General features: G+C 71.4%; 18 protein-coding genes. 9 read left to right on the top strand and 9 right to left on the bottom strand.

What is annotated here, in order from left to right; translation table 11 throughout:
• Positions 1-110 precede the first annotated feature (110 nt).
• The 4 genes from rsmA to metG form a co-directional block, all read right to left on the bottom strand.
• The gene (gene rsmA / locus MUY14_RS42520) at positions 111-962 is read right to left on the bottom strand and encodes a 16S rRNA (adenine(1518)-N(6)/adenine(1519)-N(6))-dimethyltransferase RsmA (RefSeq protein ID WP_247018283.1); all 852 of its coding nucleotides are present in this window, start codon (positions 960-962) and stop codon (positions 111-113) included.
• A gap of 103 nt (positions 963-1,065) precedes the next feature.
• Positions 1,066-2,490 carry a resuscitation-promoting factor gene (locus MUY14_RS42515; RefSeq protein ID WP_247018281.1) on the bottom strand — a complete coding sequence of 475 codons (1,425 nt, stop codon included), beginning with the start codon at positions 2,488-2,490 and terminating at the stop codon, positions 1,066-1,068.
• Positions 2,491-2,699: 209 nt separating this feature from the next.
• Positions 2,700-3,536, bottom strand: a complete 837-nt coding sequence (locus MUY14_RS42510) for a TatD family hydrolase (protein WP_247018279.1) — start codon at positions 3,534-3,536, stop codon at positions 2,700-2,702.
• A gap of 9 nt (positions 3,537-3,545) precedes the next feature.
• Entirely contained in the window at positions 3,546-5,342 is a 1,797-nt protein-coding gene (gene metG, locus MUY14_RS42505; protein WP_247018277.1) for a methionine--tRNA ligase, read from the bottom strand.
• Between the two features lie 52 nt (positions 5,343-5,394).
• On the opposite strand from metG, the gene MUY14_RS42500 reads away from it, so the two are divergent.
• The 5 genes from MUY14_RS42500 (at position 5,395) to MUY14_RS42480 (ending at position 10,246) form a co-directional block, all read left to right on the top strand.
• Positions 5,395-5,994, top strand: coding sequence for a PadR family transcriptional regulator (locus MUY14_RS42500; RefSeq protein WP_247018275.1), 600 nt, complete (start codon positions 5,395-5,397; stop codon positions 5,992-5,994).
• A gap of 560 nt (positions 5,995-6,554) precedes the next feature.
• Positions 6,555-7,520 carry an ATP-binding cassette domain-containing protein gene (locus tag MUY14_RS42495; protein WP_247018273.1) on the top strand — a complete coding sequence of 322 codons (966 nt, stop codon included), beginning with the start codon at positions 6,555-6,557 and terminating at the stop codon, positions 7,518-7,520.
• Positions 7,510-8,274, top strand: a complete 765-nt coding sequence (locus MUY14_RS42490; protein ID WP_247018272.1) for an ABC transporter permease — start codon at positions 7,510-7,512, stop codon at positions 8,272-8,274. The genes MUY14_RS42495 and MUY14_RS42490 overlap by 11 nt, the downstream gene beginning before the upstream one ends.
• Before the next feature lie 93 nt (positions 8,275-8,367).
• Positions 8,368-8,982, top strand: coding sequence for a glycoside hydrolase family 25 protein (locus tag MUY14_RS42485; RefSeq protein WP_247018271.1), 615 nt, complete (start codon positions 8,368-8,370; stop codon positions 8,980-8,982).
• Between the two features lie 19 nt (positions 8,983-9,001).
• Complete coding sequence (locus tag MUY14_RS42480; RefSeq protein WP_247018270.1) at positions 9,002-10,246, top strand: aminodeoxychorismate synthase component I; 1,245 nt, start codon at positions 9,002-9,004, stop codon at positions 10,244-10,246.
• A gap of 38 nt (positions 10,247-10,284) precedes the next feature.
• On the opposite strand, the gene MUY14_RS42475 is transcribed toward MUY14_RS42480, so the two are convergent.
• Positions 10,285-11,241 (bottom strand): NADPH:quinone oxidoreductase family protein, encoded by a 957-nt coding sequence (locus MUY14_RS42475; RefSeq protein WP_247018269.1) that lies wholly within the window; start codon positions 11,239-11,241, stop codon positions 10,285-10,287.
• A 42-nt stretch (positions 11,242-11,283) separates the two neighbouring features.
• On the opposite strand from MUY14_RS42475, the gene MUY14_RS42470 reads away from it, so the two are divergent.
• Positions 11,284-11,817, top strand: a complete 534-nt coding sequence (locus MUY14_RS42470) for a QsdR family transcriptional regulator (RefSeq protein WP_247018268.1) — start codon at positions 11,284-11,286, stop codon at positions 11,815-11,817.
• On the opposite strand, the gene MUY14_RS42465 is transcribed toward MUY14_RS42470, so the two are convergent.
• Together MUY14_RS42465 and rsmI are read right to left on the bottom strand one after the other, a co-directional pair.
• Positions 11,810-11,983, bottom strand: a complete 174-nt coding sequence (locus tag MUY14_RS42465; protein ID WP_247018266.1) for a hypothetical protein — start codon at positions 11,981-11,983, stop codon at positions 11,810-11,812. The genes MUY14_RS42470 and MUY14_RS42465 overlap by 8 nt on opposite strands.
• A 38-nt stretch (positions 11,984-12,021) precedes the next feature.
• A complete protein-coding gene (rsmI, locus tag MUY14_RS42460) occupies positions 12,022-12,861 on the bottom strand; it encodes a 16S rRNA (cytidine(1402)-2'-O)-methyltransferase (protein ID WP_247025504.1) in 840 nt (279 codons plus the stop codon).
• A gap of 80 nt (positions 12,862-12,941) precedes the next feature.
• On the opposite strand from rsmI, the gene MUY14_RS42455 reads away from it, so the two are divergent.
• Entirely contained in the window at positions 12,942-14,510 is a 1,569-nt protein-coding gene (locus tag MUY14_RS42455; protein ID WP_247018264.1) for a dolichyl-phosphate-mannose--protein mannosyltransferase, read from the top strand.
• Here MUY14_RS42455 and MUY14_RS42450 read toward each other — a convergent pair whose 3' ends face one another.
• Complete coding sequence (locus MUY14_RS42450) at positions 14,511-15,224, bottom strand: helix-turn-helix transcriptional regulator (protein ID WP_247025503.1); 714 nt, start codon at positions 15,222-15,224, stop codon at positions 14,511-14,513.
• A gap of 76 nt (positions 15,225-15,300) precedes the next feature.
• On the opposite strand from MUY14_RS42450, the gene MUY14_RS42445 reads away from it, so the two are divergent.
• Complete coding sequence (locus MUY14_RS42445) at positions 15,301-15,876, top strand: class I SAM-dependent methyltransferase (RefSeq protein WP_247018262.1); 576 nt, start codon at positions 15,301-15,303, stop codon at positions 15,874-15,876.
• A gap of 4 nt (positions 15,877-15,880) precedes the next feature.
• On the opposite strand, the gene MUY14_RS42440 is transcribed toward MUY14_RS42445, so the two are convergent.
• Positions 15,881-17,632, bottom strand: a complete 1,752-nt coding sequence (locus MUY14_RS42440) for a serine/threonine-protein kinase (protein ID WP_247018260.1) — start codon at positions 17,630-17,632, stop codon at positions 15,881-15,883.
• A 183-nt stretch (positions 17,633-17,815) separates the two neighbouring features.
• Between MUY14_RS42440 and MUY14_RS42435 the strand changes: the two genes are divergently transcribed.
• Positions 17,816-19,687 (top strand): propionyl-CoA synthetase, encoded by a 1,872-nt coding sequence (locus MUY14_RS42435; RefSeq protein ID WP_247018258.1) that lies wholly within the window; start codon positions 17,816-17,818, stop codon positions 19,685-19,687.
• Positions 19,688-19,747 lie beyond the last annotated feature (60 nt).

Raw genomic sequence — 19,747 nt, 5'->3', positions numbered from 1 at the left:
TCCCACGGAGCGAAAGCAAGCCCGTTGGCCCACATCACACGACTGGAGGTGTCGCAGTCACGGGGTGACGGCCGAAACGTGCGTTTTTCACCGCCTCCACTGTGGTGGATTCAGTGGTGGACCCGCGCGCGTGCCGCGATCCGGGCGAAAGCGTGCACGTCGAGCTGCTCGCCCCGGGTCTTCGGGTCGACCCCGGCGGCCGTCAGGAGCTCCCCGGCCCGTTCGGCCGAGCCCGCCCAGCCCGCGAGCGCGGCGCGTAGCGTTTTCCTGCGTTGTGAGAAAGCGGCGTCAACCAGGGAGAAGAGACCATCCCGGTCTTCGGACGCCGGGGTGGCGGCGCGCTCGAAGGCGACGAGCGCGGAATCCACGTTGGGCACCGGCCAGAACACCGACCGTGGTACCGCGGCGACTTTCCGTGCGGGACCGTACCAAGCGAGCTTGACGCTCGGGACGCCGTAGATCCGGCTGCCCGGCCCGGCCGCCATCCGCTCGGCGACCTCGGTCTGCACCATGACGAGCCCGGAGGCGAGCGAGGGCACTTCGGCGAGCAGGTGCAGCACGACCGGCACGGCGACGTTGTAGGGCAGGTTGGCGACGAGCGCGGTCGGCTCGCCGGGTAGGTCGGCGTCCTTGACGCGCAGCGCGTCGGCCCCGACGACAGTCAGCCGGCCGGCGGCTTCGGCCCCCCGCTCGGCGACCGTCTCGGGCAGCCGCGCGGCGAGCTTGGGATCGATCTCGACGGCGACGACCCGCGCCCCGGTGGCGAGCAGGCCCAGCGTCAGCGACCCGAGCCCGGGCCCGACCTCGAGGACGACGTCGTCTTCGGTGACGCTCGCCAGCTCGACGATCCGCCGGACGGTGTTGGGATCGTGCACGAAGTTCTGCCCGAGCTTCTTGGTCGGCCGCACGTCCAGCTCGGCCGCCAGCGCCCGGATCTCGGCCGGTCCCAACAGTTCAACCACCGGGCGAGCTTACCGACCGGACTCCGGCTCTGTTCCGCTCGGTGCGGACCGCAGACGAAACGGCCCCCGCCCAAAAAGGACGGGGGCCGTTCCGAAGCGAAACTCAGGCCTTCTTGCCGCAGACCGGCCAGGCGCTGTAGCCGCCACGCGCGTCGCGGACCTTCTCCGCGACCGCGATCTGCTGCTCGCGCGAAGCCTGGCTCGGCAGGTTCGCGTACGCGTCGCCGCCGTAGGCGTCCCAGGTGCGCTTGTCGAACTGGAGGCCGCCGTAGTAGCCGTTGCCGGTGTTGATGGCCCAGTTGCCGCCCGACTCGCACGCCGCGATGCGGTCCCACGCGGAGCCGTCGCCGATGGCCGGGGTCGGGGCCTTCTTGGTGCCGACGTGGATGATCTTCGGCTTGGCCGCGGTGATGATCTGCTCGGAGATGCTCTCGCGGGCGACCTCTTTGCCGTTCTTCTGCGTGACCTTGTAGGTCACCATCTTCTCGCCGGGCGTGCCGGGGTCCTCGACCTGGGTCTTGCCCTTGTCCAGGTCGGGGTCGTCGACGCGCTGCTCGGGCGGATCGATGGACTCCTTCTGGACGACCGTCGAGACGCCGGTGCGGCTGATGTGGACCTGGGCGCCGTCGGTCAGCTTGACGTCCAGACCACCCTCGGCCTGGTCCTCCGGGCCCAGGGTGAGCTTGTACTCGCCCAGGAACTCCTTCGTCGTGACCGCGGTCGTCTTCACCTGCTTCGGCGCGTTGGCGCCGTCGTACAGGGTGATGTTCTTGAGGGTCTTGATCTCGACCGTGGCGCCCTGGAGCGGCAGCTCGCCGTCCTTCGGCATCGACATCCACGTGCCGGGCTTGTCCATCCCGGTCATGCCGAGCTGGGACAGCGCGTCGCCGAGGTGGGTCGCGCGCACCCAGGAGGTGTGCTCCGCGCCGTCGACGATCATCTTGAGCTGGCGGCCGCGCTCGAGCTTGATGACGCCGCCGTCACCGACCTCCGCCTGCGGGGAGGGCGAGAGCGAGTCGTGCTCGCCGACGGACAGGCCCGCGTCCTCCAGCACTTCGCCGACGGTGTCGCCGAAGGAGTGGATGGTCTGCTGCTGGCCGTCGACGTCGACGGTGACACTCTTGTTCATCGCCAGCGCGGCCGCGCCGCCGCCGGCGACGCTGATCATGACGCTGAGGACGGCGCCCTTGAGGAAGCGGCGCTTCCAGACCTTGGTGGTCTGACGCAGTCCCTCGTCCAGCGCGGCGCGCTTGGCCTGCGGGGACGCGGTCCGGTCCGCCTCGATCTCGTCCGGGATGACGATCGGGGGCAGGTACGTCGTCTCGGCGTTGATGAGGCGGATCAGTTCGTCGACGTCGACGTCGATCTCGGCCATCATCGCGTCGGCGTCGGGGCCGAGCGCGGCGAGGATGTCCTGCTGCGTGATGTTCGGGTCGTCGGAGAAGTCGAGCTGACCGTACGCGGTGTCCTCGAAATAACTGCGTTCGAGAACGGCGGAGCGCGCTCCAGCCTGTCTGCTACCTGTCACCGGGGATCGTTCCCTTTCACGAGACGGCGGTCGGGGGCGCCGTCTCTACGACTGGGCGTGACGATCGGAAGCTGCTGAGCGCAGGCCCGACCGGCACGATCACGGGACAGTAACGGGTCCCGCCGGGTTGCGCAAACACCCCCCGGAGTGTCGTGATCCCCGTCACTCCATCAGGTGGACGATCAAGGAACCCTGATGTCGCAATGCGTTCACCCCGTTGTGACGCTGGGGAGTCGGTACACCCGCTCGGCAGTGGTCCGGACCGCTTCGGCGACTTCGTGGACAGCTTCGCCCCTGAGCGCCGCGAGGTGACGGACGGTGTAGGCCGCGCCGAACGGCTCGTTCGGCCGTCCACGGAACGGGTGGGGGGTCAGAAACGGTGCGTCGGTCTCGACGAGGTACTGGTCCGCCGGGCACAGCCGGGCCGCCTCGTGGAGGCCCTTCGCGTTCTTGAACGTCACCGTGCCCGCGAAGGAAAGGACGTATCCCGCGTCCACGCACTTGCGGGCCATTTCCGCGTCCCCGGAAAAACAATGGAAGATTACGGCATTCGGCGCATTCTCTTCGGCCAGGATGCGCAGCACGTCGTCGTGGGCCTCGCGGTCGTGGATCATCAGCGGCTTGTCCAGCCGCTTCGCGAGGTCGATGTGCCAGCGGAACGCCTCCTGCTGGGCGTCGTGCGGCGAGTAGTCCCAGTAGTAGTCGAGACCGGTCTCGCCGACCGCGACCACGCGGTCGGTCGCAGCCAGGCGCTCCACTTCGGACTTCTCGGCCTCGCCGAACGCCTTGGTCCGCGTCGGGTGGATCGCGACGGCGGCCCACACGCGCGGGTCCCAGGTCGCCGCCTCGGTGGCCCAGCGGGCCGAGGCGAGGTCGTCCGCGACCGTGACGACGCGGGCGACACCGGCGCGCTCGGCGCGGTCGACCATGGCCGAAACATCGGCCGCGGTGACCGCGCCGCACGCGTCGAGATGGGTGTGCGCGTCCACCACCGACACCGGGAGCCGGTCCGGGACCGGCGGCAGCTCGCGCTTCTCGTCACCCATGCATACCTCTTACTCCTTGGTGATCGGCGCCCACTCCGGGCCGGTCTCGCCCAGCGCCGGGTCGAGCTTGGTGAACAGCGGCGACGGCTTGGCCAGCGGCACGCCGACCTCGATCGGCTTCGACTCCCACTTCGCCTGCTCGCCCGCGTAGTCACCGGTCAGAATCGGGTTGACCCGGCCGGCGATGTCGAGGTCGTCGACCTCCTTGAGCTCCGGCTGCGCGGCCCAGACGCCGGTGCCGCCGAGGGCCTCGTGCACCTTCTGGGCCGAGTGCGGCAGGAACGGCGTCAGCAGCGTGTTGGCGTCGGAGACGACCTGCAGCGCGGTGTGCAGCACGGTGTCACGCCGCGTGGGGTCGTCCTTGAGCTTCCACGGCTCCTGGTCGGAGATGTACTTGTTCGCCGCGGTGACGACCTTCATCGCCTCGCTCGCCGCCTGCTTGAACCGGGAGCGGGCCAGGTGCGCGCCCGCGGTGTCGAACGCCTTGCGCGACAACGCCTTCAGCTCTTCGTCGGCCGCCGTCGGCGCCTCCGGGCGCGGGATGGCGCCGACGTTCTTGTGCGCCATCGAGATGGACCGGTTGACCAGGTTGCCCCACTCGTTGGCCAGCTCGAAGTTGGTCCGGCGGACGAACTCGTCCCAGGTGAAGTCGGTGTCCTGGGTCTCCGGGCCGGCGACCGAGATGAAGTACCGCAGCGTGTCCGGGCCGAAGTCGCGCAGGAAGTCCTCGACGTAGATGACGCGCCCGCGCGAGGTCGAGAACTTCGAGCCGCTCATGGTGAGGAACTCGCTGGAGACGATCTCGTCGGGCAGGTGCAGCTTGCCGTACTTGCCGGGCTCGCCGCCCTTGTCGCCTTCGCCGTTGTGGCCGAACAGCAGCGCCGGCCAGATCTGGGCGTGGAAGGTGATGTTGTCCTTGCCCATGAAGTAGTACGACCGGGCGTCGGCGTTGTTCCACCACTCCTGCCACGCGTCCGGGTTGCCGGAGCGCCGAGCCCACTCGACGCTGGCCGAGAAGTACCCGATCACCGCGTCGAACCAGACGTAGAACCGCTTCAGCGGCTGGTCGCGCCAGCCGTCGAGGGGGATCTTGACGCCCCAGTCGAGGTCGCGGGTGATCGGCCGGGGCCGCATGTCGTCGATCAGGTTCTTGGTGAAGTTGAGGACGTTCGGGCGCCAGTCGGTCTTGGTGCCCAGCCAGTCGCCGAGGGTCTTGGTGAAGGCCGGCAGGTCGAGGAAGTAGTGCTCGGTCTCGACGAACTTCGGCGTCTCGCCGTTGATCCGCGACTTGGGGTTGATCAGCTCCGCGGCGTCGAGCTGGTTGCCGCAGTTGTCGCACTGGTCGCCGCGCGCGCCGTCGTACCCGCAGATCGGGCAGGTGCCCTCGACGTAGCGGTCGGGCAGCGTGCGGCCGGTGGACGGGCTGATCGCGCCGCGCGTGGTCTTCGGCACGACGTAGCCGTTGCGGTGCAGCGCCAGGAAGATCTGCTGCGTCACCTCGGCGTGGTTGCCGGTCGTGGTCCGGGTGAACAGGTCGTAGGAGAGGCCGAGGCCCTGCAGGTCGGTGCCGATCTGGCGGGTGTACTTGTCCGCCGTGAGCTGCGGGGTCGAGTCTTCCTTGTCCGCCTGGACCGTGATCGGGGTGCCGTGTTCGTCGGTGCCGGAGACCATGAGCACCCGGTTGCCGGCCATTCGCTGGTAGCGGGAGAAGACGTCGGACGGGACGCCGAATCCGGACACGTGGCCGATGTGGCGGGGGCCGTTGGCGTAGGGCCAGGCCACCGCGGTCAACACAGGGGTGCTCATACCTTATTAGCCTACGGAGGGCGTCACGCGCATTGTCGAGAGGGAGGCCCGGTTGTCGGCGACACGGCTGCTCGTGCTCGGGGTGGTGCGGATGTACGGCCGCGCGCACGGCTACCAGGTGCGGCGCGAGCTGCTGAGCTGGTCGGCGGACAAGTGGGCGAACGTCCAGCCCGGCTCGATCTACCACGCGCTGAAGAAGATGACCACCGAAGAGCTGCTGGAGCAGGTCGACGTCGAGCCGGGCGCCGGCGGCCCGGACCGCGTCGCCTACCGGCTCACGTCCGAGGGTGAGCAGGAGTACCAGGTGCTGCTCTCGAAGGCACTGTCCGACCCGGAGCTCAACCACCCGGACCTGTCGGCGGGGATCTCGCTGATGACGACCCTGCCGCGCGCCCGGGTGATCAACCTGCTCCGGCACCGGCTGGTGCACCTGGAGGCCGAGCAGCGGCAGGCGGTGCTGATGCTCGACGAGGTGAAGGCGAGCATGGAGCTGGGCACGCCCGAGCACGTCGGCGAGCTGTACCGGCTGTGGGGCGGGATCACGGACGCGAGCCTGACGTGGCTGGAGGGGCTGATCGCCCGGCTCGAGGCCGGTGAGTACTCGATGGCCGGCGAATCCGGGGATGCCTTCGGGGAGCCTCCGGCCGGGTAGGCGGGCGGCCGGCCGCGGGAGGTCATGAACGACTCGTTCATGGCGCCGGACGCGGTGAACGACCCTTTCATGACGTCGGGCCAGGCGCGGCAGGTGTCTTGAATGAGTCATTCAGGACGCTCGGCGAGTCCCGTGGGAGCGGCACGGCCGACGCAGGCGGACCGGCACGGCCGACCGGCTCAGGCGATCGGTGCGGCGGTGCACGCGGGTAGTCGCGGTACGTCATGAACGACTCGTTCATGACGTCGGACGCGGTGAACGACCCTTTCATGACATCAGGCCAGGCGCGGCGGATGTCTTGAATGAGTCATTCAGGACGCTCGGCGAGTCCCGTGGGAGCGGCACGGCCGACGCAGGCGGACCGGCACGGCCGATCGGTGCGGCGCTGCACGCGGGGGTAGTTGCGGTCGTCATGAACGACTCGTTCATGGCGCCGGACGCGGTGAACGACCCTTTCATGACATCAGGCCAGGGGTCCGGTAATCAAGTTTGACTAGCGAGTCCTCGCTGCGGCACAGTGTGCCCCTCAAGTAGTCAAGTTTGATTAGAGAGGGGTTCCCATGATCACCGCACGCGGTCTCGAGCGGCGGTTCCGCCGCAAGGGCCGCACTGGGGGCGAAGTCCACGCGGTCAAGGGCGTCGACCTCGACGTCGGCGCAGGCGAGCTGGTCGCCTTCCTCGGCCCGAACGGCGCCGGGAAGACCACCACGCTCCGCATGCTCACCACGCTGCTGAAACCGACCGCGGGCACCGCGACCGTCGGCGGCCGCGATCTGCTCGCCGATCCGCTCGGCGTGCGCGAGCGGATCGGGTACGTCGCCCAGGGCGGCGGGACCGCGCCCGAATCCACCGTCGCCGACGAGCTCGAGCTGCAGGGGCGGCTCTACCGGATGAGCAAGGCCGACGCGATCGCGCGCGGGGCCGAGCTCGCCGAGCAGCTCGACCTCACCGGGCTGGACCGGCGGCCGGCGAAAACGCTGTCCGGCGGGCAGCGGCGGCGGCTCGACATCGCGCTCGGGCTGATCCACTCGCCCGGGCTGGTGTTCCTCGACGAGCCGTCGACCGGGCTCGATCCGCAGAGCCGGGCGAACCTGTGGGAGCACATCCGGCGGCTGGGCGTCACCGTCTTCCTGACGACCCACTACCTCGACGAAGCCGACGCGCTGGCGGACCGGCTGATCGTCATCGACGGCGGCCGGATCGTCGCCGAGGGCACACCGGACGCGCTCAAGGCGCAGGTCAACGGCGATCGCGTCGAGGTCGGCGTCGATCCGGAACAGGGCGCGGACGCCGCCGAGATCGCCGGACGGCTGGCGGGGGCGCGCGAGCTGTCCGCGGCCGGCGGCGAGATCCGGTTCCGGGTGCCGCGCGGTGACGTCGCGCTGCCGGAACTCCTGCGCGCGCTGGACGCGAAAAGCATCCCGATGCGGTCGGTCCAGGTGCACCGGCCGACGCTCGACGACGTCTTCCTGACCCTGACCGGACGCTCCCTGCGCGAAGCCGAGGAGGGCACCCGTGCTGCGTGACACCTGGCTGATCTTCCGGCGCGACACCGTGGCCGCGGTGCGCAACCCGACCTGGCTCGTCATCGGGATCATGCAGCCGCTGCTGTACCTGTTCCTGTTCGGGCCGCTGATGGTCAAGGCGGTGCGGGCCCAGGGGCTGTCCGAAGTGGACGGCTGGCTGCTGCTCACCCCGGCCCTGATCGCCCAGCTGGCGCTCTTCGGCAGCTCGTTCGTGGGGTTCGGGCTGCTGGCCGACTACCGTTCCGGCGTGGTCGAGCGCTTCCGGGTGACGCCGGTCAGCCGCGCGGCGCTGCTGCTGGGCAAGGTGCTGGCCAACGCGCTGCAGGCGGTCGTGCAGGCCCTGCTGATCATCGCGCTGGCGTACCTCGCGTTCGACCTCCACGCGCCGGTCGGCGGCGTGCTGCTGAGCCTGGTGATCGTGTTCCTGCTGGCGGTGTCGCTCGCGTCGTGCTCCTACGCGCTCGCGCTGACGCTCAAGAGCGAGGAAACGTTCCCCGCCCTGCTCAACGCCGTGCTCATCCCGCTGCTGCTGCTTTCCGGGATCCTGCTGCCGATCACGGCCGGCGCCGCACCTAAGTGGCTGTACACCGTTTCCCAGCTCAACCCGTTCCGGCACGTCGTCGACGTCGAGCGCAGCACCTTCCGCGGTGACTTCACGGTGGACGCCTTGTTCACCGGCAGCGTCGTGGTGCTCGTCATGGCGGTGGTGTCCGTGTGGTGGGGCACCCGGACCTTCCACCGCGACAACGCCTGACCGGAAAGTGCCTGATCAACCTGGGCGTTGCTGACTGCGGGCCCGCCTCCGGCGACGTATGGTGTGCTCTCATCTACGCGCCGGGGGCGGACTGTGACGGAGCCGGAGAGCGAACGCGGCATCTCGCTGTCCCACCGCGAGCGCGTCGCCGACTGGTACGCCGTGCGCGCGGCGGACACGAAGTTCGTGTCGGTGACGATCACCGAGAACGTCAACTGGAGCAACGGCGCGGCCGAGCGCAACCTGGCCGGCGCGCAGGAGGCCGGGCTGCACGTCGGTGGGCGGCACTACGCGCGGCCCGGCGCGGTGCACGACCAGGCCGACCACTTCGTCCGGACGGCCAGCAGGCTCGGCGCGTTCGCGCCCGGGTCGCTGGCGCCGGCACTGGAGGTGGCGGCGCCGAGCGTCGACGACCGGTTCATCAAGGCGTGGATCAAGCACGTCCGGCACGCGGCGCGCATCGAGCGGGTGCTGGTCTACGCCGACCACGACTGCTGGGCGCACCGGCTGCACCCGGACCGCTGGGCCGACAGCGAGGTCATCCTCTGGCTGACCCGCCACAACGGCATCCCCGGCCGGCCGGGCTGGTTCCACTCGCGGCTCGGCCTGCACCAGCACGCGTGCGCCCCGGACGTCCCCGGCATCGCCGGGCCGGTCGAGCAGAACGCCGTCGTGTACCCGTTCACATTGGGCGACTTGCTGCTCTGACCTGTGGTGGTATGGCGCCATGCGCGTGACGAGCACCCCACTCCGGACGGACGTCACGCCCGCGCGCGCGTTCGCGGTCCTCGCCCACCACGCCGCCGCCCGCGGACTGCCGCCGCCCGCGATGCTGTCCGGCGAGTGGTTCGGCGCGCAGGCGGTGATCGCGCCTTCGCCCGCGGTGTCCCCCGGTCCGCTGCCGACCGTTTCACCGGTGCCCGCGCCGCCGGGGGTGATCGGCGGCGGCTGGTTCGGCTACCTGGGCTACGACCTCGCGGATCCGTCGGGCCGCACCGGTTTCCTGCCGCCGTCGGCGTGGGGCTGGGCGGACCACGTGCTGCGCTGGTCCGCCGCCGGCACCTGCCACCTGGAGTCGCTGGACGGCGGCGGCCCGCCGGTGTCCACGATGGAATCCCGGCTGGCTTCCGGCGTCCCCGGACTTTCCTGGACGGCCGGGCCGCTGCGGCGTCCGCTGCCGTCGGAGCACCGGGACGCGGTGAAGGCGTGCGTACACGCGATCGAAGCCGGGGAACTGTTCCAGGCCAACATCTGCTCGCGGTTCACGGGCACGTTCTCGGGCTCGCCCGAGGCGTTGTTCGCGGCCGGGGTTTCGTCGTTGTCACCGCGCCGCGCGGCCTTCCTGGCCGGCCCGTGGGGGTCGGTTGTCTCGTTTTCGCCGGAGCTGTTCCTCGCGCGCCACGGGCGGGCGGTGCGCTCGACGCCGATCAAGGGGACGCTCCCCCGGCGCGGCCCCGCCGACGACGGCAACGCCGCGCTGCTGCGCCGGTCCGCGAAGGACGTCGCGGAAAACGTGATGATCACGGACCTGGTGCGCAACGACCTCGGCCGGGTGTGCGAGGTCGGCTCGGTGACCGTGCCGTCGCTGCTGCGCGTCCGCCCGGCGCCGGGCGTGTGGCACCTGGACTCCACGGTGACGGGCACGCTCCGCGGGCCGGTTTCGGACGCCGAACTGCTGGCCGCGACGTTCCCGCCGGGCTCGGTGACGGGCGCGCCGAAGATCCGCGCGCTGGACCTGATCGCCGCGCTGGAGCCGGTCGGACGCGGCGTCTACACGGGCGCGATCGGCCTGCTGTCCCCGGCGGCCGGGCTGGAGCTGAACGTCGCGATCCGGACGTTCGAGATCGCGAACGGCGCCATCGCGCTCGGCGTCGGCGGCGGCATCACGGCGGACTCGGACCCGGAGGCGGAGTGGCAGGAGTGCCTCCACAAGTCGGCCCCCCTGGAACGCCTGCTCGCCACCGGCTCGTGAGTGTTCAGGGCGGTTGGAACCGCCCTGAACACTCACGACTACTTGCCGGGGTCGAGCAGGAGCTTGCCGACGGTCTTGCGGGAGCGCAGGGCCTCGTGCGCGGCGCGGGCGTCCGCCAGCGCGTACTCGCCGCCCGGGATGGCCTTGAGCCGGCCCGCCAGCACCAGGTCGAAGAGGTCGTTCAGCGCGGTGCCGAAGACGTTGCCGGGCAGCCGGAAGACGTGCGGCAGCCACATGCCGCTGATGGTCGTGCTGTGGCCGAGGACGTTGCGCAGCTCGACCGGCTTCGGGCTTTCGCGCCCGGCCATGCCGTAGAACGCGAGCCTGCCGAACGGCGCCAGCGCGGCGATGCTCTGGTCGGTGGTGGTCCCGCCGACCATGTCGAGCACGACGTCGACGCGGCGGCCGCCGTTCGCCTCGATCAGCGCGGCGGTCATGTCCCCGGCGCGCGAGTCGATCGCGACGTCGGCGCCCAGCTCCAGCGCGAGCGCGCGCTTCTCCTCGCTGCTGGCGGTGGCGATCACGCGGCCCGCGCCCCACGCCTTGGCGAGCTGCACGGCGATGGTCCCGACCCCGCCGGCGGCGGCGTGCACGACGACCGACTCGCCCTTCTCGAGGTGGGCGTTGCGGCGCAGCAGGACCCACGCGGTGGTGCCCTGGACCAGCATGGACAGCGCGGTGAGGTCGTCGACGCCGTCGGGCACCGGGAAGGTCGTGCCCTCGGGCGCGACGGCCCGTTCGGCGTACCCGCCCCCGCCGTTCAGCAGGGCGACGACGCGCTTGCCGTCGTGCGTCCCGACCACTTCACCGCCGGGGACGAGCGGCAGCTTCGACGGCGCGAGGTAGCTGTTTTCGGCCTGGTGGGTGTCGGCGTAGTTGACGCCGACGCGATCGACGGCGATCAGCACCTCGCCGGGCCCGGCCACCGGGTCGGGCAGCTCGACCGGCGTGAGCACCTCGGGTCCGCCGAACTCGGTCACCTGCACTGCGCGCATGTCGTGTTCCCTCTCCGTCGTGGCTGTGAGACATTCTGGCATATGTCTCAGGAGTTCGAGCGGGCACGCGAGTGGTTCCTGGCCGGCCGCCGGGTCGACATGGGCGAGCTGGCCGAGGACCGGTCCATCAGCCGCGCCACCCTGCACCGCCGGGTGGGCTCCCGCGACCGGCTGCTCGGCGAGATCCTGTGGTCGCTGTCGGCGGCGTCGATCGCCCGGCTGTGGCCGTCCTGCGTGGGCCGCGGCGCGGCGGGGGTGGCGGACTTCGTGAGCGGCTACGTCGGGTTCGCGAACGACTCCCCGCCGTTCCGCGACTTCCTGCGCCGCGAGCCGGAACGCGCGCTGCGGCTGCTGACCACCCGCGCGAGCGTGTGCCAGCAGCGGACGACGGCGAAACTGGTGGAGCTGCTGTCGGGCGAGGTCTCGGCGGGGCGGCTCGTCCCGCCACTGCCGGTTCCGGACCTGGCCTACCTGCTGGTGCGGATCGGCGAGTCGTTCGTGTACACGGACGTGATCACCGGCGACGCCCCCGACGCGGCGAAGGCGCACGCCGCGGTGACGGCGCTCCTCACCTGAGCCCGGCCGCCTCGGCCCGGGCAGCGCGCGCTTCCGCCGCGGCCCGCTCCCGGTCTTCGGCGAAGAGCAAGAGAGGGGCCAGCGCCTCGAGCGCCTCCGCGACCGCCACCCGCCAGGACGCGAAGGCCGCGGTGCCGAGTTCCTCACCGGGCTTCGCGGCCCGCACCCGCCGAAGCTCCCTCAGCGCGGCACGCAACTCCGGCGTCACTCGGCCTTCCGCGCCGCCAGCACGGCGTCGTAAAGCTCCTTTTTGGACACGCCCGTCGCTTCGGCGACCTCGGCCGCCGCGGTCTTCAAGCGCTCGCCCGCCGCGACGCGGGACTGGACCTCCGGCACCAGGTCCGCCACCGAAAACTCCCGCGGCGCGGCACCCGCGAGCACCACCGTGATCTCGCCGCGCACGCCATCGGCCGCCCAGGCGGCCAGCTCGGGGAGCGTCCCCCGCTTCACCTCTTCGTACGTCTTCGTCAGCTCCCGGCACACCGCGGCCCGCCGCGTGCCGCCCAGCACCGAAGCCGCGTCCGCCAGCAAGGACGCCAGCCGGTGCGGGGACTCGAAGAACACCGCCGTCCGCGGCTCGTCGCGCAACGACGTCAGCCACCGCGTCCGCTCGCCGGGCTTGCGCGGCGCGAACCCCTCGAAGCAGAACCGGTCGCACGGCAAACCGGACAAAGCGAGCGCCGTGGTCACCGCGGACGGGCCGGGCAGGCACGTCACCGGCAGGTCCTCCGCGACGCACGCCGCCACCAGCCGGAAGCCCGGATCGGACACACTGGGCATACCGGCGTCGGTCACGAGCACGACCGTCTCGCCCGCGCGTAACGATTCGATCAGCTTCGGCAGCCGCGCCGTCTCGACGTCTTCGTAGAAGCTCACCACCCGGCCGCGCGGGGAGACCTCCAGCGCGGACGCCAGCGACTTCAGCCGCCGGGTGTCCTCCGCCGCGATGACGTCGGCTTCCGCCAGTGCTTCCGCCAGTCGGGGCGAGGCGTCGCCGACGTCGCCGAGCGGGGTCGCGGCGAGCACGAGACGACCGGGAAGCAGCGAGGGACTCACCCGGCCAGCCTAGGCTGATCAGCGGATCCGGACGACGGACGCCCTGTCCCGCCCGTAGGATCGCCCCCGTGACCGCCGTGCTGACCCGTCCCGACGACGAAAGCGTCCGGCCGGACCCGGTCGAGGCGCTCCGGCCGCCGACCGACCGCGAAGTGACCCTGCTCGGCCGCGGCATGCCGACCGACCGGCTGCGCGGCTGGATCGTCACCCTCGTGCTGACCGTGATCGGCGGCATCGTCCGGCTGCAGAACCTCGGCGTGCCGACCGACAAGGGCAGCCCGGTCTTCGACGAGAAGCACTACGTGCCGCAGGCGTGGCAGGTGCTGCGCAACGGCGGTTACGAGGACAACTACGGCTACGAGCTGGTCGTCCACCCGCCGCTGGCGAAGCAGCTGATCGCGATCGGCGAATGGCTGTTCGGCTACAACGGCTGGGGCTGGCGGATCATGCCCGCGCTGGCCGGGACGCTGATCATCCTGCTCACCATCCGCATCGCGCGCCGGCTCACGCGCTCGACGCTGCTCGGCGCCATCGCCGGCATCCTCGTGATCAGCGACGGCGTGCTCCACCTGCAGTCGCGCATGGGCATGCTGGACATCTTCATCGCGCTGTTCGTGCTCGCCGCGTTCGCCTGCGTGCTCGCCGACCGCGACCAGGTGCGCGAGCGGCTCGCGACGGCCGTGCGCGAAGGCTGGGTCAACGAGTCCGTGTGGGGGCCGAAGCTCGGCTTCCGCTGGTGGCGGTTCGCGGCCGGCCTGATGATCGGGCTCACCTTCGGCGTCAAGTGGTCGGCGCTGTACTACATCGTCGCGTTCGGGCTGCTCACCGTGTTCTTCGACGTCGCGGCGCGGCGGGCGGCCGGCGTCGAACGGCCGTGGCTGGGCACGATCCGCCGGGACGTGCTGCCCGCGCTGTGGGCGATCCTGGTCATCCCCTTCCTCATGTACTTCGCCGCGTTCTGGGCGTGGTTCGCCAGCGAGACCGCCACCGACCGGCACTACACGGAGATCAAGGACATCGCGCCGGGCGCCTTCGCGTGGGTGCCGCCGGCGCTGCGCTCGCTCGGCGACTACACGGCGAACGTCCTGCACTTCCACGAAACGCTGGTCACGCCCAAGGACAACCCGCACCCGTGGGAGTCGAAGCCGTGGACGTGGCCGATGGGCCTGCGCCCGATGCTCTACAGCTACAACGGCGAAGCCACCGGCTGCGGCGAGTCCCGCTGCATCAGCGCGACGATGCTGATCGGCACGCCCGCCATGTGGTGGGCGGCGATCCCGATGCTCGGCTGGGCGGCCTGGCGCTCGATCTTCCGCGCGGACTGGCGCTACGCGGCCGTGCTCGTCGGCTACCTCGGCGGCTACGTCTTCTGGTACACCAACATCGACCGCCAGATGTACTTCTTCTACGCGACGCCGCTGGCCGCGTTCCTGGTGCTGGGCCTGACGTTGTGCCTCGGCCAGATCCTGGGCAGCGCCCGGCGCGGCTTCGAAAGACGCGGGACCGGCCTGCTCGTGGTGTCGCTGTACGTCGGTCTGGTGGTGGCGAACTTCGCCTGGCTGTGGCCGATCCTGAACGGCATCGCGATCACGAACGGCCAGTGGGAAGCCGAACGCTGGCTGCCCTCCTGGCGGTAGCTAGCCCGCGAAGTAGGCCACCGGCGTGACCCCGACGGCGCGCCGAAACGCCGCCACGAACGCGCTCGCCGAGCTGTAGCCCACGCGGTGGGCCACCGTCTCCAGCGGCGTGCCCGCGGCCAGCAGCGGCAGCGACGCCCGCAGCCGCACCTGCGTGCGCCACGTCCCGAACGGCATCCGGCCTTCGCGGGCGAACGCCCGCGCCAGCGTCCGCTCCGACGCGCCGACCGCCCGGCCGAACTCGGCGAGCGTGCGGGGATCGGCCGGGTTCGCGAGCAGGACCCGCTCGACGTCTCGGGCGCGCGGGTCGGTCAGCGGCGGCACCGCGATCGGCACCACGTCGAGCGGCTCCAGCAGGTCGAACGCCACCGCTTCGGCACGCACCCGGGCGGCCGGCGCGACGCCGGCGCCGGTCAGGTACTCCAGGAGCTCGCGCAGCAGGGGCCGGACGACGACCACCCGCGGCTCCGGCCACGACACCGGCGACAGCGCCGGGTCGGCGTAGATGCCGCGCAGCGCCGCCCGGCCGAGCGCGCCGGTGCGGTGCCGGACGCCGGCGGGCATCCACAGCGCGCGCGTCGGCGGCAGCACCCAGCCCGCGTCCCCGGACTTGACCGCGACGACCCCGCGCGCCGACCAGACCAGCTGGTGCGCGGGGTGTTCGTGCCAGGGGAACCAGGTGCCGGCGGGCAGGTCGAACTCGCCGAGCAGCATCGCTTGACCGGTTGACGACATCACCTGGCACGCTATCGGCTTCCGGCCACGCCCACGCCGAAATAGCGTCGGACGCATGCCGATGAACCTGATCCACCGGAAGATCTGCAGCTCGGAGAAGTGGGCGGCGACCGTCGAGGAGCGCCTGACGCCCTGGCTGGCGGACCGCGACCTGGGCGACGACGTGCTCGAGATCGGTCCCGGCTTCGGCGCCACGACAAGGGTGCTGCTCGAGGCCGTCCCGAAGCTGACCGTGCTGGAGATCGACCCCGCGTCGACCGAGCTGCTGCGCGCGAAGTTCGGCGACCGCGCCGAGGTCATCGAGGGCAGCGGCGCCGAAATGCCGTTCGAGGACGGCCGCTTTTCGGCGGTGGTGTGCTTCACGATGCTGCACCACGTGCCGACCGCCGAGCTGCAGGACGCGATCTTCGCCGAAGCGGCCCGGGTCCTGCGCCCGGGCGGCACCTACTGCGGCAGCGACGGCCAGCTCAACCTCAGGTTCCGCCTGCTGCACCTGGGCGACACGATGAACGTCGTCGATGCGGCGACGTTCCCGGCCCGCCTCGAGAAGGCGGGCTTCGACCAGGTCGACGTCCGGCTGGAGCCGAAGCAGCTGGTGATCTTCTCGGCCACCAAGCCTCCCGGCTCGTGAGCGGCTAGCGGTGGTGCGGCTGCCGCGGCACCACGCGGGTCACCGGGCCGTCCGCGGACTTGCCCGCGCGGGACAGCCAGCCCTCGACCTCGCGGCGCACCGAGTTCAACGTCGGACGACGACGCGGCTCGGGGTCCAGCGAAGCCGCCAGCAGGCGCGCGTGCGCGCTCCGCTGAGGCAGCCGCGACACCGGCTCCGCACGGGCTGCCGCCATCAACGCCGCCATCGGGGTCTCGCGCGTGCCGCGCGGAGGCTGGCCGGAGAGCGCGTAGCTGATCGTCGCCGCCAGCTGCCACGCGTCGGACGCCGGGGAGGCCGCCGAGCCCATGGCCTGCTCCGGGGCGACGAAGTCGGGCGTGCCGATCATCATCCCGGTGGCCGTCATCTTCGAATCGCCCTGGCTGCGGGCGATGCCGAAGTCGATCAGGTGGGCCAGGCCGCTCGGGTCCAGCACGATGTTCGACGGCTTGATGTCGCGGTGCAGGACGCCCTTCTCGTGCGCCGCGGCGAGCGCGCCCGCCATCGTCGCCCACAGGCGGCCGGCGGCGACGTCGTCCAGCGGTCCCTGGCCGTCGACCAGCTCGGCCAGCGGACGGCCTTCGAGGTACTCCATGACCAGCGCGAGGCCGTCCGGCTCCTCGGCCAGGTCGTACACCTTGACGCAGTTCGGGTGGCTGACCACGGCCAGCGCGCGGGCCTCGCGCTGCATGCGCTCGGCGGTGTCGCGGTCCGGCGCGTGCGCGATCTTCAGCGCGACCGTGCGGTTCAGCTGCGTGTCGACGGCCTGCCAGACCGTGCCGAAGCCGCCCGCGCCGAGCTGCTTGACGCGCCGGTAGCGGCTGCCGCCGGCGTTGCGGGAGCCGGGCGGCGGCGGGATCGGCCCGGGGGCCGCGGCCAGCGCGCCCGCCATCGGCGGCGGTTCCGGTGCCGACGCCAGCGCCGTCTTCGGGTACGGCTTGTTGACCGGCGGCGGCGGTGGCGGTGGCGGGGTCGGCCGGGGCTGCATCTGGGACGGCGACGGGGGCGGCGGCCGGTACGGCTCGGGTTCACGGCGCGGCGGCGCGTCCGAGCGGTTGATCACCGACCACGGCGGTGGCCCCACCATCGCGACCGGGATCAGGCCCAGCACGCTGAACGGCAGGAAGCCGAGCCAGAAGTGCAGTGCGGTGTTCGCCTCCATGCCGACGCTGAACGCGAGCATCGCGGCGAACGGGATCCAGAAGAACCGGGACGGCCACTTCGGGCCGCGGCGGAAAGCCGTGCGGCCCTGCAGCATCACGAACAGCAGCGAGCCGGCAGGCAGCAGGATGAACGCGGCCACGTACACGAAGGTCGGCAAGGCCGCGTTGTTCTTGTAGAACAGCACCTCGTAGACGTTCGGGCCGCCGCCCAGGTACTCCTTCTGCGTGTCCACCCAGCAGGAGCCGCTAGCCAGCGTCGCGGCCTCCGCGCGCGGCAGCCCGGACTTCGTGCCCGCCCGCTCGGCGCGGAAGACACCCGAGATGCCGTTGGACAGCAGCCACGGCAGGATCAGCGCGCTGACCAGGCCGATCGCCCCGAACACCGACAACGTCGTGGCGTCGTAGCGGTTGCCGGTGCCCTTGCGGATGATCGACACCGCCAGCGCGCCGATCGGCGGGAGCAGCGCGACGAGCGCGCCGGCCGCACTCGTGGCCCAGACCCAGTCGCCGGGGCAGAAGCCCGGGCCGAACAAGGAATGGGCTAGCGAGAGCAACGCGCTCGCGAGTCCGTTCACCGCCGGATCCCCTCACTGTCCGTGTTCACTTCTTACCGTCTCGCGGCATTTCCCCGCGGTCCAGCTTAGGACGCAGCCGGCGGCCGTTGGGTTGCCGGGTCTTCAGCGTGCCCGGAATCCGGCGGGCTCGCCGCTCGCGCGTCATGATGGGGTCCGGCGGACGTTCGACGCGAAGGAGCGGCAATGGGCGCGTACTCCGAGGCCTACCGGCACAGCCTGCGGGACCCGGAAGCGTTCTGGCTGGCCGCGGCCGGTGCGATCAGCTGGACGAAGCCCCCGGCCCGGGCCCTCGACGAGTCGGATCTGCCCTTCTTCCGGTGGTTCCCGGACGCCGAGCTGAACACCTCGTACAACGCGCTGGACAGGCACGTCGAAGCCGGGCGCGGGGACCAGGCCGCACTGATCTGGGACTCTCCCGTGACCGGACGGCAACGCACCTACACCTACGAAGAGCTCCGCTACACGGTCGCGCGGTTCGCCGGCGCGCTCAGCTCCCTGGGGGTCACCAAGGGTGACCGCGTCATCGTCTACCTGCCGATGGTGCCGGAGGCGGCGATCGCGATGCTGGCCTGCGCGCGGATCGGCGCGGTGCACTCGGTGGTCTTCGGCGGGTTCGCGCCCAAGGAGCTGGCCGCGCGGATCGAGGACGCGAAGCCGAAGGTGATCCTGGCGGCGTCCTGCGGCATCGAGCCGACGCGGGTGGTCGAGTACCAGCCGATCATCCGGGCCGCGCTCGAGCTGACCGAGCACCAGCCGGACCACGTCGTCGTGCTGCAGCGCGAGCAGGCCCCGGCGACGCTCGAAGGGCACGAGCGGGACTGGCGCGAGCTGGCCGCGGGCGCGGACCCGGTCGATCCGGTGCCGGTCGCGGCCACCGATCCGCTGTACATCCTCTACACGTCCGGCACGACCGGGAAGCCGAAGGGCGTCGTGCGCGACACCGGCGGCCACGCGGTCGCGCTCGCCTACTCGATGGACGCGGTCTACGACGTCCACGCCGGCGACGTCTGGTGGACGGCGTCCGACGTCGGCTGGGTCGTCGGGCACTCCTACATCGTCTACGCGCCGCTGCTCGTCGGCGCCACGACGGTGATGTACGAGGGCAAGCCGGTCGGCACGCCGGACGCGGGGGCGTTCTGGCGGGTCATCGCCGAGCACGGCGTCCAGGCGCTGTTCACCGCGCCGACCGCGTTGCGGGCCGTCAAGAAGGTCGACCCGGACGCGCGCGAGCTGGAGAAGTACGACCTGAAGGCGTTCAAGACGCTGTTCATGGCCGGCGAGCGGCTCGACCCGGAGACCCTCCACTGGGCGCACGAGAAGCTCGGCGTGCCGGTGATCGACCACTGGTGGCAGACCGAGACCGGCTGGCCGATCGCCGCGAACCCGCGCGGCCTCGAGCCGATGGCCGTCAAGCCGGGGTCGGCGACCAAGCCGGTGCCCGGCTGGAACGTCCGGATCCTCGACCAGGCGGGCGAGGAGCTGCCGCCCGGCCGCGAAGGCGCCATCACGGTGCGGCTGCCGCTGCCGCCCGGCTCACTGCCGACGCTGTGGGGCGACGACGAGCGCTACCGCGAGGCCTACCTCTCCCGCTACGACGGCCACTACCTGACCGGCGACTCCGGCTACGTCGACGAAGACGGCTACCTGTTCGTCATGGGCCGCACCGACGACGTCATCAACGTCGCCGGCCACCGGCTGTCGACCGGGTCGATGGAGGCGGTGCTCGCCGCGCACCCCGCGGTCGCCGAGTGCGCCGTGATCGGCGTCGCCGACCAGCTCAAGGGCCAGCTGCCCCGCGGGTTCGTCGTGTTGAAGGCGGGCGCGGACATCCCCGAGGAGCAGCTGCGCGACGAGCTCGTGGCCATGGTCCGCCGGGACATCGGGCCGGTCGCCGCGTTCCGCGACGTGTCCATTGTGGACGCGCTACCGAAGACGCGGTCGGGCAAGATCCTGCGCAAGACCATGCGCGCGATCGCCGACGGCCGCGACGAAGCCGTGCCGTCGACGATCGAGGACCCGAGCGTGCTGGACGCCATCCGGCAGGCCCTTCGTTAAGGATAGTTCCAAATGCTCCGGCTGGTCTGTACCTTTGGGAGCAGTCCCCGACCGGAGGTG

This window comes from Amycolatopsis sp. FBCC-B4732 (assembly GCF_023008405.1).
Lineage (GTDB): Bacteria > Actinomycetota > Actinomycetes > Mycobacteriales > Pseudonocardiaceae > Amycolatopsis > Amycolatopsis pretoriensis_A.
The sequence above is the reverse complement of the archived record's forward strand: the minus strand, read 5'-3'. Positions and strand labels throughout refer to the sequence as shown.